Origin of the sequence: Hydrogenophaga pseudoflava, from assembly GCF_004353865.1 — a bacterium.
Taxonomy (GTDB): domain Bacteria; phylum Pseudomonadota; class Gammaproteobacteria; order Burkholderiales; family Burkholderiaceae_C; genus Hydrogenophaga; species Hydrogenophaga pseudoflava.
The window spans coordinates 173,706-189,027 of sequence record NZ_CP037867.1 but is presented as its reverse complement, the minus strand read 5'-3'; the positions used below and the strand labels follow the sequence as shown (position 1 = coordinate 189,027).

16 protein-coding genes are annotated in these 15,322 nt (G+C 65.4%); 6 read left to right on the top strand and 10 right to left on the bottom strand.

Going from position 1 to position 15,322, the window contains the following annotated elements; genetic code table 11:
* Positions 1–4: 4 nt before the first annotated feature.
* Together HPF_RS00900 and HPF_RS00895 are read right to left on the bottom strand one after the other, a co-directional pair.
* Complete coding sequence (locus HPF_RS00900; protein ID WP_133155472.1) at positions 5–1,801, bottom strand: NAD(P)/FAD-dependent oxidoreductase; 1,797 nt, start codon at positions 1,799–1,801, stop codon at positions 5–7.
* A 179-nt stretch (positions 1,802–1,980) separates the two neighbouring features.
* Positions 1,981–3,885, bottom strand: a complete 1,905-nt coding sequence (locus HPF_RS00895; protein WP_133155471.1) for a sigma-54-dependent Fis family transcriptional regulator — start codon at positions 3,883–3,885, stop codon at positions 1,981–1,983.
* Positions 3,886–3,990: 105 nt separating this feature from the next.
* Between HPF_RS00895 and HPF_RS00890 the strand changes: the two genes are divergently transcribed.
* Positions 3,991–5,112 (top strand): tetratricopeptide repeat protein, encoded by a 1,122-nt coding sequence (locus tag HPF_RS00890; RefSeq protein ID WP_133155470.1) that lies wholly within the window; start codon positions 3,991–3,993, stop codon positions 5,110–5,112.
* A gap of 104 nt (positions 5,113–5,216) precedes the next feature.
* Positions 5,217–5,660 carry a GIY-YIG nuclease family protein gene (locus tag HPF_RS00885; protein WP_207959280.1) on the top strand — a complete coding sequence of 148 codons (444 nt, stop codon included), beginning with the start codon at positions 5,217–5,219 and terminating at the stop codon, positions 5,658–5,660.
* 282 nt (positions 5,661–5,942) lie between these two features.
* Here the strand turns inward: HPF_RS00885 and map are convergent, their stop codons facing one another.
* The 8 genes from map to HPF_RS00845 form a co-directional block, all read right to left on the bottom strand.
* Positions 5,943–6,719 carry a type I methionyl aminopeptidase gene (map, locus tag HPF_RS00880; RefSeq protein WP_133155468.1) on the bottom strand — a complete coding sequence of 259 codons (777 nt, stop codon included), beginning with the start codon at positions 6,717–6,719 and terminating at the stop codon, positions 5,943–5,945.
* Positions 6,719–6,988: a ParD-like family protein gene (locus HPF_RS00875; RefSeq protein WP_207959278.1), complete on the bottom strand. Its 270-nt coding sequence runs from the start codon at positions 6,986–6,988 to the stop codon at positions 6,719–6,721. The genes map and HPF_RS00875 overlap by 1 nt, the downstream gene beginning before the upstream one ends.
* A gap of 40 nt (positions 6,989–7,028) precedes the next feature.
* Positions 7,029–7,460 (bottom strand): VOC family protein, encoded by a 432-nt coding sequence (locus tag HPF_RS00870; RefSeq protein WP_133155467.1) that lies wholly within the window; start codon positions 7,458–7,460, stop codon positions 7,029–7,031.
* A 43-nt stretch (positions 7,461–7,503) separates the two neighbouring features.
* Positions 7,504–7,734, bottom strand: coding sequence for a hypothetical protein (locus tag HPF_RS00865; protein WP_133155466.1), 231 nt, complete (start codon positions 7,732–7,734; stop codon positions 7,504–7,506).
* 93 nt (positions 7,735–7,827) lie between these two features.
* Entirely contained in the window at positions 7,828–8,415 is a 588-nt protein-coding gene (locus tag HPF_RS00860) for a uracil-DNA glycosylase family protein (protein ID WP_133155465.1), read from the bottom strand.
* Positions 8,416–8,456: 41 nt separating this feature from the next.
* Positions 8,457–8,978, bottom strand: a complete 522-nt coding sequence (locus HPF_RS00855; protein WP_133155464.1) for a DUF1993 domain-containing protein — start codon at positions 8,976–8,978, stop codon at positions 8,457–8,459.
* A gap of 68 nt (positions 8,979–9,046) precedes the next feature.
* Positions 9,047–9,238, bottom strand: coding sequence for a hypothetical protein (locus tag HPF_RS00850; RefSeq protein ID WP_079366401.1), 192 nt, complete (start codon positions 9,236–9,238; stop codon positions 9,047–9,049).
* 130 nt (positions 9,239–9,368) lie between these two features.
* Entirely contained in the window at positions 9,369–11,471 is a 2,103-nt protein-coding gene (locus HPF_RS00845) for an acetoacetate--CoA ligase (protein WP_133155463.1), read from the bottom strand.
* A 128-nt stretch (positions 11,472–11,599) separates the two neighbouring features.
* Here HPF_RS00845 and HPF_RS00840 point away from each other — a divergent pair, with 128 nt between their 5' ends.
* Genes HPF_RS00840 through HPF_RS00825 form a run of 4 tightly spaced genes read left to right on the top strand, consistent with a single transcriptional unit; the run spans position 11,600 to position 15,285 of the window.
* The gene (locus HPF_RS00840; RefSeq protein WP_133155462.1) at positions 11,600–12,325 is read left to right on the top strand and encodes a TetR/AcrR family transcriptional regulator; all 726 of its coding nucleotides are present in this window, start codon (positions 11,600–11,602) and stop codon (positions 12,323–12,325) included.
* A complete protein-coding gene (locus HPF_RS00835; RefSeq protein ID WP_133155461.1) occupies positions 12,322–13,395 on the top strand; it encodes a C4-dicarboxylate TRAP transporter substrate-binding protein in 1,074 nt (357 codons plus the stop codon). The genes HPF_RS00840 and HPF_RS00835 overlap by 4 nt, the downstream gene beginning before the upstream one ends.
* 19 nt (positions 13,396–13,414) lie before the next feature.
* Complete coding sequence (locus HPF_RS00830) at positions 13,415–13,972, top strand: TRAP transporter small permease subunit (RefSeq protein ID WP_066152245.1); 558 nt, start codon at positions 13,415–13,417, stop codon at positions 13,970–13,972.
* The gene (locus HPF_RS00825) at positions 13,969–15,285 is read left to right on the top strand and encodes a TRAP transporter large permease (RefSeq protein WP_133155460.1); all 1,317 of its coding nucleotides are present in this window, start codon (positions 13,969–13,971) and stop codon (positions 15,283–15,285) included. The genes HPF_RS00830 and HPF_RS00825 overlap by 4 nt, the downstream gene beginning before the upstream one ends.
* Positions 15,286–15,322 lie beyond the last annotated feature (37 nt).

Sequence of the window (15,322 nt, the reverse complement as noted above, 5' to 3'; positions counted from 1 at the left end):
ACGATCACCGCAGGTGGTGCACCGCCGCCTGCCCGTAGACCGGCGTGTCCAGCCCTTCGTAGCGCGCCTTCAGTTGCAGCGAGAGGAACTGCGAGTAGTGGCGGCTCTGGTGCAGGTTGCCGCCGTGGATCCACAGCTGCTGCTGGTTGGTCGGCTTCCACATGTTGCGCAGCTCGCCTTCCCACGGCCCCGGGTCCTTGGTGGTGCTGGAGCCCAGGCCCCAGACCTTGCCGACGCGGTCGGCGACTTCGGGTGACACCAGGTCGGCCAGCCAGTGGTTCATCGAGCCGTAGCCGGTGGCGTAGACGATCAGGTCGGCCGGCAGCTCGGTGCCGTCGGTCAGCAGCACGCTCTTCGGGTTGATGCGCTCGATGTTCACACCGCTCTTGAGCTTGATGCTGCCGTTGGCCACCAGTTCGCTCGCGCCCACGTCGATGTAGTAGCCCGAGCCTCGGCGCAGGTACTTCATGAACAGGCCCGAGCCGTCGTCGCCGAAGTCGAGCAGGAAGCCGGCCTTCTCCAGCCGGCTGTAGAGGTCGGCGTCGCGCTTCTTCATCTCCTCGTACACGGGGATGTGGAAGGTGTGCATGATCTTGTAGGGCACGCTGGCGAAGATCAGGTCGGCCTTGTGGTGGTCGATGCCGTTCTTCAGCGCCTCCTCGCTGTAGAGCCCGCCCAGCGCCAGCTCCATCAGCGAGTTCGACGGCGCGATGTGCGTGCTGCTGCGCTGGATCATGGTCACGTCGGCGCCGTGTTCCCACAGGGCCGCGCAGATGTCGTGCGCCGAGTTGTTGGAGCCGAGCACCACCGCCTTCTTGCCCGCGTACTTCTCGGGGCCGGGGTGCTTGCTGGAGTGGTGCTGGTCGCCCTCGAAGGTCTCGGCGCCGGGGATCTTGGGCACGTTCGGGTAGCCCGAGACACCCAGCGCGAACACCAGCTGCTTGGGCCGCAGTGTCACCTCCTCGCCGTTGCGGTCCACCACCACGGTCCACTCGCCCTTGGCCTCGTCGTAGCTGGCCTTCTTGGCGGTGGTGGAACCCCAGTAGTTGATCTCCATGACCTTGGTGTACATCTCCAGCCAGTCGCCCACCTTGTCCTTGGGCGCGAACACCGGCCAGTCGTCCGGGAAGGGCATGTAGGGCAGGTGGTCGTACCAGACCGGGTCGTGCAGGCACAGGCTCTTGTAGCGGTTGCGCCAGCTGTCGCCGGGCCGCGGGTTCTTCTCCACCACGATGGTGGGCACGCCCAGGCGGCGCAGCCGCGCGGCCAGGATGATGCCGCCCTGCCCGCCGCCGATGATGACCACGTAAGGCTGGTCCTCATAGCCGAGCCGCGCCTGCTCGTCCTGGCGCAGTTCGAGCCAGCTCTTGCGGCCCTTGTGCACGCCGTGTTCGGCACCCTTGATGCGGTTGGCGCCCTTCTTCTCTTCAAAGCCCTTGAGTTCGACCATGGTGGTCAGCAGGGTCCACGCCTTGTCGCCTTTGAGGCGCAGGTGGCCCCGGCCGCGCGAGACGCGGGTCTCGAAGGTGAACCAGGCTTCGGTGACACCGTCGGCCTCGGTGGCCTCGCCTTCGAGCTGGAAGTTGGACGCCGCCGTGTCGGCCTGCCGCGCGGCGAGCATGTCGCGCACCGCGTCGTGGCCTTCCTGCGTGCGGATGTTCCAGGTGAAGGACACGAGGTCGCGCCAGTAGCAGTCGGCGTCGAAGAGGGGCAGCACGTTGTAGGGGTTGCCGGAGGCCAGGGCGGCTCCGAAAGCGTCCAGCCAGCGCTGGGCCCGCTGGGAGGGCGTGTTTGCAGTCATGGGTTGTCTCCTGTGATGCCGGCCTCGGTGCGGGCCGGTGCCTTGTGCATCACAAGACGCGTGCCATGCGGGCGGCGCGCGCAAGTGCTTGATCTGCTTGCAGATTTCAAGCGGCGATGGGTGTCACACCCCGTGCACCTGTCACCCACCCCGAGTGACAGCTGTCACTTCCCACACGTTCACTCCATGCGGTTGGGCGGCACGATGCCGGCCCGCTTCATGCGCCGGTAGAGCGTCATGCGCGAGAGCCCCATCTGCCGCGCCACCGCGCTCACGTTCCAGTGCGCGGCGCGCAGCGCCTGCAGCAGCGCCTCGGGCCCATCGTCGTGCGCCGCCTCAGCCGCGTCGGCCCGCAGCGGCAGCCGCGCGACCTGCAGCTCCGGCAGGTCGTCCAGATCGATCGCCCCGTCCGCGCACAGGCTGGCCGCGTAGTCCAGCACGTTGCGCAGCTCGCGCAGGTTGCCCGGCCAGCGGTGCGCCAGCAGGCGCTGCAGCGCGGCGGGCGTGATGGCGCGGTGCCCCAGCAGGCGCGTGATCATGGCGCCCAGGTCGCTGCGCTCGCGCAGCGGCGGCAGCTGGATGTGCGCACCCTTGAGGCGGTAGTACAGGTCGTCGCGGAATCGCCCCGCCAGCACCAGCTGCTCCAGCGGCGCGTGCGTCGCCGCGATCACGCGGATGTTCACCGGCACCGGCCGGGTCGCGCCCACCGGCAGCACCTCGCGCTCGGACAGCACGCGCAGCAGCCGCGCCTGCAGCGCCAGCGGCATGTCGCCGATCTCGTCGAGGAACAGCGTGCCGCCGTCGGCCTCGGCGATCAGGCCGCGCTTGCCCTTGGGCGAGGCGCCCGAGAAGCTGCCCGGCAGGTGGCCGAACAGCTCGCTCTCGATCAGGTGCTCGGGGATCGCCGCGCAGTTCACCGCCACAAAGGGCCGGCTGCGCCGCTCGCTCGCGGTGTGCACCGCCTTCGCGAAATACTCCTTGCCCGAACCGGTCTCGCCGGTGATCAGCAGGCTGATGGGGGTGTTCACCAGCCGGGCCACGCGCTCCACCTGCCGGTCCAGCGCCGCGTCGCCGGCCGACAGCGCCGCCAGCGGCGCGGGCACGCGGCGTTCCTCGCGCGGCGCGCTCGCCACCGGCCGCGCTGGCGGCGGCACCGCCGAGAGGAACAGCAGTTGTTTGCCTCCGGCCAGCATCACCGCGCGCTGGTCCGAGGGCTGGGTCATCACGAAGCGGCCGATCTGCCCGAACGGCAAGCCAAACAGCTTCTCGAAGCCCATGCCCAGCAGCGGCTCGCCCTGTTGAAGCGCCAGTTGCGCCCGCCGGTTGTGGCCCACCACGCGGCCGTTCGCGTCCAGCGCCAGCAGGTAGTCCGGCTGCACGTCCAGGAACTGCGGCGCCTGCGACAGGCGCAGCACCCAGTCGTGCCGGTGGCGGTGCAGGAAGGCCGCGTTCTCGATGTCGTGCGCGTACATCTTCACCAGCTGCAGCGCCAGGTGCTGGCTCTCCTTGGGCTGGTTCGAGCTGAGCTGCGAAATGTCCAGCACCGCGCTCAGCTGCCCCGCGCTGTCGTACACCGGCGCGGTGGTGCAGGTCAGCGGAATGTGGGTGGCGTCGAAGTGGTCGTCCAGGTGCACGGTCAGCGCCTGGCCGGTGCTGATGCAGGTGCCCACGCCGCAGGTGCCGGCGTGGTGCTCGCTCCAGTCCGCGCCGAGGTACAGGCCCGCCTTGCGCAGGCTGGGCTCGAACACCAGATCGCCCAGAAAGTCCACCGTCACGCCGCGCGCATCGGTCAACAGCACCACATAACCCAGCCCCGCGACCTTGCTGTAGAGCGACTCCAGCCCGTGGCGCGCGATCTGCAGCAGCGCCTCCATCTGGTCCTGGTGCTCGCGCAGCCGCGCCTGCGGCAGGATGACGGCCTCCTGCATGCGCGTCGGGTCCAGCCGGTGCTGCTGCACACAGCGCAGCCACGAATCGCGGATCACCTGCTCATGGCGCGCCGCCGCCTGCGCCCCCACGCCATCCGCGGCCACCTGCATCACGGTGGCGATGTGCTGGTGCGGGCTGGTGGTGGCGTGTTGCATGGCGCGTCTCCGGGGTGAAGGCTGGCGGGCTTCAGAAAGCCTTGCACCTTCGGATCAGCGCGGGGTGGTGTCAATGGAGGGTTTACCCGGGGATTGGAGCAGAAGATGAACCAACACCTGAGCGCAGTTTTTGCGCCAATCCGGGTTAGAGCACAAAATTATGCGAGGTCAGCTACCGCGGCTACAAAATCCTTTGGTTGGCTCGAGCTCTATAGAACCAATTTTTGTCAAAAGCGACCAGACATTAACGATTCGGACACTTTCAATATGAAAAGCACTGAAGAACTGATTTTAGAAGCCGACTTCGGATCGACCGAGGCTCAACTTCGACTGGCTGCCCACTACATCGACGATGAAACATTCAACTTTGATTGCGCAGAGAAGTGGTTAAGGCTATTGATTAAAAAGGAAAGTACATATGCGAAATATGAGCTCTACCACCTATACAATACAGGCCGCATTATTGATGGCGTCAATTATCAAACAGATGAGAATCTAGCCGTCTCAAGAGGTCTATTGATTGAAGCAGCCAAAGAAGGCCATGTTCAGGCCCTATATGAGTTAGCATTAATTGAAATGCAAAACAAGGCATCTTATGCGGATGGATTTAATCGAATGATCAACTCTGCAAACCGAGGTCATACACACGCAAACACTCTATTAAAGAAGTATGAACAGAAGCTACCCCCCACCTTGGTAATGGCAGCCAATGGAGATCTGATCAACGAAGAATCCGATCATGCGTCGACGGAGTCAAGAGACTTTCAGTTAAGTGTAGAGCTCGGAAATCTAGGTGTTGCGACACGACAAGCCATGGCGGGTGACTATTTAAACAAGAGGCAGCTATTTGAAGAGGCATTTGTTTGGTACGAGAAAGCCGCTCAGCAAGGAAACTCAGAAGCCGCATTCAATTTAGCGGTATTACATGTTGAAAACGCCGTACCCCAAGCAGATTTAAACATAGCGCTGCGACTCCTAGAGCCATTAGCAAAAAAGGGGGATAGCGATGCCCTTCATCTACAAGCGAAGATCTATCTGCAAAAGAAGATGTACGCACATGCCATCGCATACTTCAAACTTTCAGCAGACACCGCCGCCGATAGCAGCATCAAAGATGAAGAATCTGAATACGCAGAGCGATTCACAAAAAAGTATGGTGATGCAGAAGTGGTACGTGAGGCAGACGAGATATACCAATACTTCTTGAGAAGGTTGAAAGCAACATGAATGGTCTAAGTTCTGAGCAAATCCACTTTCTCTTCTCCCAAGGAATCCCTATATCCAAGGCTTTCAACGCCGAAAATCTGAAAAAAAATGAATACAAGAAAATAATGGACGAAGACGACATGCTGGTGGCATACAACGTCACTCCATGCAAGGCCAAAGGACACACGCTGAGGACAAAATACGGCCACTGCATTCAATGCAACACTCAATCAATCGCCTTCATTTCTCGATTCTCTCAAGAAGGAACAGTTTATCTAGCCCACTCCTACAATCTCGATTTATGCAAGATTGGTACGTGCCAGGACATTGAGAATAGAATTAAAACGCTAAACAGTCATGGATATGGGGGCGCAAACGACTGGGAAGTCATCGATTCGATTTTTACACAAGATGCGGCACGAGCTGAATTCAACATTCAATCCAAAATACTGGCTTTCAAGCATGAAGCTGTTTACATAAGAACGGGAAAGACAATAAAGTGTCAAGAGATATACAAGTGCCACCCGGAAGTGCTTCGAGAAGTTCTTTTGAAATATTGGGACAAGTAAAACCGGCCTACCCGACCGACTCTTTCCTTATTGTGAACCTATTGTTCTGATGTATTTCCTGCTGGGACAGAGCGAGCAACCTTAGGCAACGGCAAAGACGCTCATTCAGTCAGCGCTTGAATTTGACTAGGTGGGTGGGGGAGATGCTGTGCGTCACAGCGATTGCTGGTGTCACCGGTCAGCATGCGCTGGAAGTGGGCCTAGCGAGAGGTCTCCACGGGCAGTGAGGAGTGTGAATTCACCTGTTGCAAACAAAAAATGCAATCCAACAGGTGAATCCTTTCAAATCAACGACTTATCCCACGTCGTCAGCACCTCAAACCCCTGCTCCGTCACCGCCACCATGTGCTCCCACTGCGCCGAGAGCGAGCGGTCTTTGGTCACCACCGTCCAGCCGTCGGCCAGCTGCCGGGTCTCGCGTTTGCCGGCGTTGAGCATGGGTTCGATGGTGAAGACCATGCCGGCCTCCAGCCGCAGGCCCTGGCCGCGCTGGCCGTAGTGCAGCACGTTGGGTTCGTCGTGGTAGATCTGGCCGATGCCGTGGCCGCAGTACTCGCGCACCACGCTGAAGTGCTCGCGGTGCGCGACGCTCTGGATGGCGTGGCCGACGTCGCCGAGCGTGGCGCCGGGCCGCACCTGCCGGATGCCGGCCAGCAGGGCTTCGTAGGTGGTGTCCACCAGCCGCCGCGCCAGGGTGCTGGGCGTGCCGACGCAGAACATGCGGCTGGTGTCGCCGAACCAGCCGTCCTTGAGCACGGCCACGTCGATGTTGACGATGTCGCCGGCCTTGAGGATCTTGTCGGGCGCGGGGATGCCGTGGCAGACCACGTGGTTGACCGAGGTGAGGATGGTCTTGGGGTAGCCGTGGTAACCGAGGTTGGCGGGGGTGGCGCCCTGCACGTTCACGATGTGGTCGTGGGCGAGGCGGTCGAGCGCTTCGGTGCTGACGCCGGGCACGACGTGCGGTCCGATCATGTCCAGCACCTCGGCCGCCAGCTGCGCGGCGCGCCGCGCCATGACCAGTTCGTCGGCACTGCGGATGGGGACGCCGCGCGCCATCAGTGACGGCCTTTGGTGGCGGCTGTGGCGGCGGTCTTGGGTGGCGTTGCCGTGCCGAGGGTGGCGGCGTTGGTGATATCCAGCCCGCCGTTGAGCTCGGCCTGGATCAGCAGCTGGCAGATCTCGCGGTAGTCGAGGTCGGGATGCATCTCGGTGAGCATGCCGACGCGCATCCAGTGCTCGGCCTGCGCGTTGATGGACCGGCTCAGGGCCGTGCCGGCGACCCGCAGGTTCTCATGCATCTGGTCGGAAATCTTGACGATGCCCATTTGAGGCCTCCATATGAAACATATACGAATTGTATTTGTTTCATACATCACCCGTCGACGCCATGGGCGGCCCTTTGAGCTCGATGACGTTGCCGTCCGGGTCGCAGAAGTACAGGGAGAGCCCTTCTCCCTCGGCGCCGAAGTTGGTGCTTGCCGGGCCTTTGGGTACGACGCTGTGTTCGGCGAGGTGCGCCACGATGCGCTGCTCGTCGAAGGGCTCCACCCGCAGGCAGAGGTGGTCGACGTTGCGTCCTTCCGCCTTCGGCCCTTCCCCGCCCACCCGGCCCAGCCGGCCGTCGATGGACACGAGGTCCACCATGGACGCGCCCGCCCGCAGGTGCACGAGGCCGAGGTCGGGCCGTTCGCGCACAAGGTGGCAGCCCAGCACGCGCCCGTAGAACGCCACGCTGGTGGCGAGGTTCCGCACGCGGAACACGACGTGATCGATGCGTTCGACAGTGAATGGAAGCATGGGTGGCACCGGTGGGAGTGGGTGGGATGGCCGCATTCTGGCGTCAGACCAGCGCGGCCAGCTTGATGACCGTGCCCCAGTTGCGGCTGGTGACGCCCTTGCCCACCTTGCCCAGCAGCGCCGTCAACCGATCCGGCGCCATCGCGAAGGCCACGAGGAAGCGCCCGTGTTCCGCTTCAGGGGGAACGATGGGGTTGCCGTCCTCGATCGCCTGGAGCTCGCTGGCGGACTTGACGACGTTGACACCACGGAGAAGAACGGCGAAGCGGGACATGGGGCGGCAGCTCAGGCCAGGACCGCCTGGCAAACCGCCAGCCCCAGCCGCTCGATCGTCGCCTTCCCGGCCTTGAGAATGTGTTTCATACACTCACATCGAGAGTGCCGCCGCCACCCGCTGGCGCAGCTGCGGAACGCATTCCGTTTCGAACCACGGGTGCTTCTTGAGCCAGGGGTTGTTGCGCGGACTGGGGTGGGGCAGCACCATGAGCGCGGGGGGCAGATCGCGCCAGGCTTTCACCACGTCCGTGAGGGCACGGGGGTCTGTCGGCAGATGATGCGCCAGGGCGTATTGCCCGATGACCAGGGTGAGGCGGATGTGCGGCATGCCCGCGAGCAGCGCCGCGCGCCAGGTGGGCGCGCATTCCGGGCGCGGCGGCAGGTCGCCCGCGCGTCCGGTGCCTGGGTAGCAGAAGCCCATCGGAAGAATGGCGACCTGGTGCGGGTCGTAGAAGATCTCGCGCGACACGCCCACCCAGTCGCGCAGGCGTTCGCCGCTGGCGTCATCGAACGGCACCCCACTGGCGTGCACCTTGCGGCCAGGCGCCTGCCCGGCAATCAGCAGCCGTGCCGAGGGGTGCGCCTGGAGCACCGGGCGCGGCCCATGGGGCAGGTGCTCGGCGCAGACGCTGCACGCACGGACGCGGTGCAGCAGGTCGTCGAACCGGGAAGCGGTCATGCCCTTCGGCGGAGGAGTCCGGCGCCCGCTGGGAACCGGGTTCAGGCGCCCGCCTGCGCCCCGGCCAGGTAGTCCGCCTTGCCCAGGTCCACGCCGCTGTGGCGCAGCAGGGCGTAGGCGGTGGTGATGTGGAAGAACAGGTTGGGCAGCGCCCAGTGCTTCAGGTACGCCTCGCCGGTCATGGTGCGGGTCTTGTCGCGGCCGACGGGGAAGGTGATCTGTGCTTCCTCGCGGCCGTCGATGGATGCGGCGGGCACGGTGGCCAGCCAGTCCAGCGTCCTGGTGATGCGGTCCTGCAGCTCGGCGAAGGTGGTTTCGTTGTCCTCGAACTTCGGCGCCTCGATGCCGGCCAGACGCGCGGTGCCGTTCTTGGCCGCGTCGCAGGCGATGCGGATCTGTGCCGCAAACGGCAGCATGTCGGGCGCAAGCCGCATGGTGACGAACACGTTGGGATCGAACTTGCGCGCAGCCGCATTGGCCTCTGCCTTTTTCAGGCAGTGCAGCAGGTTGGACAGGGCGGTCTGGAAGACGGGCAGGCTGACGGACGAGAGGGTGATGGGCATGGTTTTGCAGGCGGGTGGAAGGTGAGGTCCGGCATGCTACGCCAGACCCCGCACCCCTGCAGGCACGCTCACCTCAAGGTGTCGGGCGCGGTGGGGACGTGCTCTGGAGTGACCAGGGGCGCGTCTTGGGGAGCGCCGTCGTCCAGTGTCTGCCAGTCGCTGGTCAGGAGGTCCATCAGCGCGTGGTCCAGGATGTCGATGTCGATGTCCAGAGGCGCGACCAGGCCCTCGGGCTGTACAGGAGAAATGCCGCGGTTCATCTGCGTCCTCCGATCTGATCGGTGGCTGCGCGCCGGAATGGGCCATGCGCAGTGCGATCACCCGAAAGTGTTCAACAAAGCGGGCGGCTTGACCAGTAACCAAGCGTTTCACCATGTACACGGCGGGGCTTCAGGCGGGGGCGGCGCCGGCCCGCTGGCGGGCGTAGGCCACGTACCAGTCCAGGCAGCCCGGGTTGGCCATGGCCTCGCGGTTGATCACCTTGTCCAGCGGCTGGCCGAGCAGCAGCTTCTTGATCGGCAGTTCCTGCTTCTTGCCCGAGAGGGTGCGCGGGATTTCGGCCACCTGCAGGATCTGGTCGGGCACGAAGCGCGGCGAGAGCGCGGTGCGGATGGCCCCACTGATCTTCGCGTTGAGCGCCTCGTCCAGCGTGAGGCCAGGGCGCAGCACCACAAACAGCGGCATGAAGCTTTCGCGGCCCAGGTATTCGAGGTCCACCACCATGCTGTCGAGCACCTCGGGCAGGGCCTCGACGGCACTGTAGAGCTCGCTGGTGCCCATGCGCAGGCCGTGGCGGTTGATGGTGGCGTCGGAGCGGCCGTAGATGACGCAGGAGCCGTCGGGGAAGATGCGCAGCCAGTCGCCGTGGCGCCAGACGGCGCCGGCCTCTTTTCCAAGATCGCCGCCACCGGGCTTGCGCCCATGGCCTGGCGGGAAGGTGTCGAAGTAGCTGCCGATCAGGCGCTGGTGGTCGGTGTCGCCGACGAAGTACAGCGGCATGGACGGGATGGGTTGCGCGCAGACCAGCTCGCCCACGGCGTCGGTCACCGGGCGTCCCTGCTCGTCCCAGGACTCGACCGCGCAACCCAGCAGGCGGGACTGCATGCGGCCGGGGGTCTGGGGCAGTTCACGATTGCCGCCGATGAAGGCGCCCGCGAAGTCGGTGCCGCCGGAGATGTTGCACCACCAGATGTCCTTCTGTGCATCGGTCTTCGCGATGGCGGCGAACTGCGCTGTGCCCCAGCGCTGCGCGTCTTCCGACAGCGGCGAGCCGGTGGTGCCCAGGGCCCGTATCGAAGACAGGTCGCCGCACTGTGAGAGGTCCACGCCCGCCTTGAGGCAGTTCGCAAAGAACGCCGCACCGGCGCCGAAGAAGGTGACGCCCTCGCGCGCCGCGAAACGCCAGAGCACAGTCCAGTCGGGCCGGTCTTTCGAGCCGCCGGGGTTGCCGTCGTAGATGACGCAGGTGGTGCCGGCGAGCAGGCCGCTGACCTGCGCGTTCCACATCACCCAGCCGGTGGAGCTGTACCAGTGGTAACGCTCGCCGAAGCTGTTGGGCGCGTAGCTGCAACCCACGTCGTTGTGCAGGGTCTTGAGCGCCATCGCCACGATCACCGTGCCACCGTGGCCGTGCACGATGGGTTTGGGCAGGCCCGTGGTGCCGCTGCTGTAGACGATCCACAGCGGGTGGTCGAAGGGCAGCCACAGCGGCTCGAAGGCGGCCACCGCCGCGTCGCCGCGCGCGGTGGCGGTGTGGAAGTCGGCACAAGGTTGCGCCGTCTCCAGTGCGTGGTCCACCTCGGCCGGCTCCTGCGCCAGGTTGGTGTGCAGGATCACGTGGCGCACGGTCGGCAGCGCGGCGCGCAGCTCGGCCACCACGGCCAGGCGGTCGTGGTCCTTGCCGCCGTAGCTCACGCCGTCGCAGGCGATCAGCGCCACAGGCTCGATCTGTTTGAAACGGTCGAGCACGGCGTTGGTCCCCATGTCGGGCGCGCACACGCTCCACACGCCGCCGATGCTGACCACCGCCAGGAAGGCGACCATGGTCTCGGGGACGTTGGGCAGGTAGGCAGCCACGCGGTCGCCGGGCATCACGCCCTGGTCCTGCAGGTGCAGCGCGAGCGACGCGACCTGGCGCCGCAGCTCGGGCCAGCTCAGTTCGCGCCGCTGGCCTTTTTCGTTGTCCGAGATCACGGCCGCAAAGCCCGCCGCGTGCGCGGCATCGACATGGCGGAACACCTGCTGCGCGTAGTTGAACTGCGCTCCCGGAAACCAGCGCGCACCGGGCATCACGTTTTTCTCCAGCACGGCCGTGTGCGGCGTGGGCGAGCGCAGGTCGAAGTAGTCCCAGATGCTCTGCCAGAAGGCGTCCAGCTCGGTGGTGGACCAGCGCCAGAGCGCGTCGTAGCTGTCAAAACGCAGGCCGCGCTCGCGGGCCAGCCAGTCCCGGTAGAGGTGGATCTGGGGAACGTACGGGGGCGGTGTCGTGGCCATTTGTTGTCTCCTGCGGCGCAGGGTAGCAGCGGGTGGGCGGCGGCACCTATCGCGCAGTTGTCAGCTCGGCGTGCGCAAGGGTTTGTACGGATGTTCAATATTTTTGTACAAACGTTCAATACCGCTCCATGGTCACCGGATCCACCCCCGCCCGCTCCAAACCCGCGACGACGCGCGGGGCGGTCAGGCCTGACCGCCAGCACGCCATCCTGCTGGCGGCAGAAAAGCTGTTTGCACAACACGGTTACCACGGCGTGACGATCCGCCAGATCGCCGAGGAGGCGGGCGTCCCGCTCGCGCTGGTGGGCTATTACTACGGCCCCAAACACGAACTGTTCCACGCCATCTTCGCGCACTGGAACCAGACCATCGAAGAGCGCCTGACCGCACTGGACGCCGCCTCGGGCGACCCGGGCGACCCCGACACGCTGAACCGCATCATCGAAGCCTTCGTGAGGCCGGTGATCCGCCTGCGGCACAGCGAAGAGGGTTTTTATTACGCCCAGCTGGTGGGGCGCGAGCTGGCCTATGGCAGCGAGGAGGCCGACCGCGTGTTGCGCGAGTTCTTCGACCCGCTGGCCCACCGTTTCATCGAGGCCCTGCGCACCGTCTTTCAAACCGCCAGCCTGGCCGACGTGGCCTGGGCCTACCAGTTCGCGCTCGGCGCCTTGTTGCACCACCTGGTCGATGACCGGGTGCACCGCTTGTCGCAAGGGCAGAGCCTGGCCGGAGACCCGGCGGCCGCCGACCGGCTCGTGCGATTCATCGTGGGCGGCCTGCGCGCCGCCCTGCCCGCTCCCCCTGTCCCAGCCCCCCCAAAAACCGCCCCCCCATCCCGTAGGAGACACACATGAAACGTCGCATCTTCCAGGCCACTTTGCTGGCCTCCGCCCTCACCCTCGGTGGCCTGCACAGCGCGCACGCGCAGCAGACCATCAAGCTCACCGCCGCGGGCGGCCACCCGCCGGTGTTCCTGTGGGTCAAGCTGCTGGATGAGTTCTACATCCCCGAGGTGGACAAGCGCCTGGCCGCGGCCGGCGGCAAGCACAAGGTGGAATGGACCAAGGCCTGGGGCGGCACGCTGATCAAGATCGGCAGCGAGTCCAAGGGCATTTCCGATGGCGTGGCCGACTTCGGCTTCGTCGGCACGCTGTTCGAAGCGGCCAAGTTCCCGATGCAGAACGTGAGCTATGTGGCGCCGTTCGGCACCGACAACCTGGGCGCGGTCGGCACCATCGTGGCCGACATGCAGAAGAAGATCCCGGCCATGGGCGACACGTGGACCAAGAGCGGCCTGGTCTACCTGGGCGGCACCGCGCTGGACACCTACCACCTCTGGACCAACTTCCCGGTCAAGTCCATCGACGACCTCAAGGGCAAGAAGATCAGTGCGCCCGGCCCCTCGGCCAACTGGATCAAGAACACCGGCGCGGTCGCCGTGGCCGGCTCGCTGCCGACCTACTACGAGGACATCAAGTCGGGCGTGTCCAACGGCGCCATCACCTTCAGCACCGGCGCCTGGGGTGCCAAGCTGCACGAGGTGGCGCCCTATGTGACCAAGGTGAACTTCGGTTCCATGTACGCGGGCGCCATCGTGATGAACAAGCGCCGCTTCGACGCCCTGCCGCCCGAGGTGCAGCAGGTGTTCCGCGAGGTCGGCCTGGAATACGACAAACGCTTTGCCGAAGCGCAGCGTTCCACCGCCGACGCGCTGCTGCAGAAGATGGCCGCCGCCGGCGCCACCGTCAGCGAGCTGCCCGCCGCCGAGCGCCAGCGCTGGGCCGACACCATTCCCAACGTGGCGCAGACCTGGGCCGCCGACCTGCAGGGCAAGGGCGTGCCGGGCGCCGAGATCCTCAAGGCCTACATGGAAGGCCTGAAGAAGAGCGGTGCCCAGCTGCCGCGCGACTGGTCGGTCAAGTAAGCCCCTGCCCGGAGACCCCATGAGCCACCCTCCGCAGGATGCCTACAACCTGCCCCTGCCCTTCGGGCTGCACCGGATCACCCAGGCGCTCAACGCCCTGGGCACGCTGCTCATCATCGGCCTGATGCTGCTGATCAACACCGACATCGTCGGGCGCACCGGCTTCGATGCGCCGGTGCGCGGCGTGACCGAGCTGGTGTCGCTGTCCATCGTGGGCATCGTGTTCCTGCAGCTGGCCGACACCCTGCGCTGCGGCCGCTTCACCCGCGCCGACATGCTGCTGGACCGGCTCAAGCGCGAGCGGCCGGTGCTGGCCGCGCGGCTGCAGGCGCTGTACCACGGTCTGGGGGCGCTGCTGATGGCCGTGATTCTCTGGGCCGCCTGGCCCTCGCTGATCGAGTCCATCGCCTCGCGCGAGTACGTGGGGGCGCTGGGCGATTTCATGGCGCCGGTCTGGCCGGTGCGGCTGATGATGCTGATCGGGCTGGCCATGACGGCGCTGACCTTTGTGCTGCTGGCCGTACTCGACCTGCAGCGCGGGCAACGTCTGGCGGCCGGGCGGGAGGATCGCCCATGAGCGCCACCACCGTCGCCGTGCTCTCGCTGGTGCTGATGCTGCTGCTGATCTGGGGCGGACTGCACGTGGCCGTGGTGCTGGGCCTGGTGTCCTTCGTCGGCGTCTGGATCATCCGCGACGACATCGGCGTGGCCGCCAACCTGCTGGCGCAGGCGTCGAGCGACGCCATCGCCAGCCACATCTTCGGCGTGGTGCCGCTGTTCGTGCTGACCGGCTTCCTGGTGGCGCGGGCCGACATCGGCAAGGACGCCTTCGAGGTCGCCAACCAGCTGTTCCGCCGCCTGCGCGGCGGCCTGGGCGTGGCCACCGTGGCGTCCAACGCGGTGTTCGCCGCCATCACCGGCATCTCCATCGCCTCGGCCGCGGTGTTCACCCGCGTGGCGGTGCCGCAGATGATGCGCTTCGGCTACCAGCCGAAGTTCGCTGTGGGTGTGGTGGCCGGCTCCTCGGTGCTGGGCATGCTGATCCCGCCCAGCCTGCTGATGATCCTCTACGGCTTCCTGGCCAACCAGTCGGTGGGCGACCTGTTCACTGCCGGCATCGTGCCCGGCCTGCTGCTGGCCGCGGCGTTCGCCATCGGCATCGTGCTGGCGGCCTACTTCAAACCGTCCATGGTCTACACCGGCGGCGAGATGCCGGTGCCCGACGGGGAAGACATGAGCCCGCTGACCATGGTCATCAAGCTGGTGCCCATCGTGCTGATGATCGGCGGCGTGCTGGGCGGCCTGTACGGCGGCCTGTTCACCGCCACCGAGGCCGGCGCGGTGGGCGCGGCGCTGGCGCTGCTGATCGCGGTGCTGCGGCGCAAGCTCACGGCCAGGGCGTTCTGGGAGGTGCTGACCGAAACCGGCCACGTCACGGTGGCGGTCAGCTTCCTCATCATCTGCGCCAGCATCTACACCCGCATGCTGGCCATGTCGGGCATGCCGCAGTTCCTGATGGAGCTGATCAGTCACGCCGGCTTCGGCCCGTTCGCCTTCATGCTGGTCTATGTGTTCATCATCGTCCTGCTGGGCACGGTGATCGACTCGTCGTCCATCCTGCTGATCGTGCTGCCGCTGATGCTGCCGATCGCCGAGCAGTTCGGCATGGACCTGATCTGGTTCGGCGTGGTCACCGTGGTGGCGGTGGAGATCGGCCTGCTCACGCCACCGTTCGGGCTCTCGGCCTACGTGGTCAAGAGCTCGCTGAACGACCCGCGCATCACGCTGGGCGACATCTTCCGCGGCACCGGACCGTTCACGCTGATCATGGTGGGCGTGCTGCTGCTGCTGATGGCCTTCCCGTCGCTGAGTCTGGTGCTGCTCAAGTGAGCACCTGAGCGCACCCCCACACAGAAACCCAAGGAGC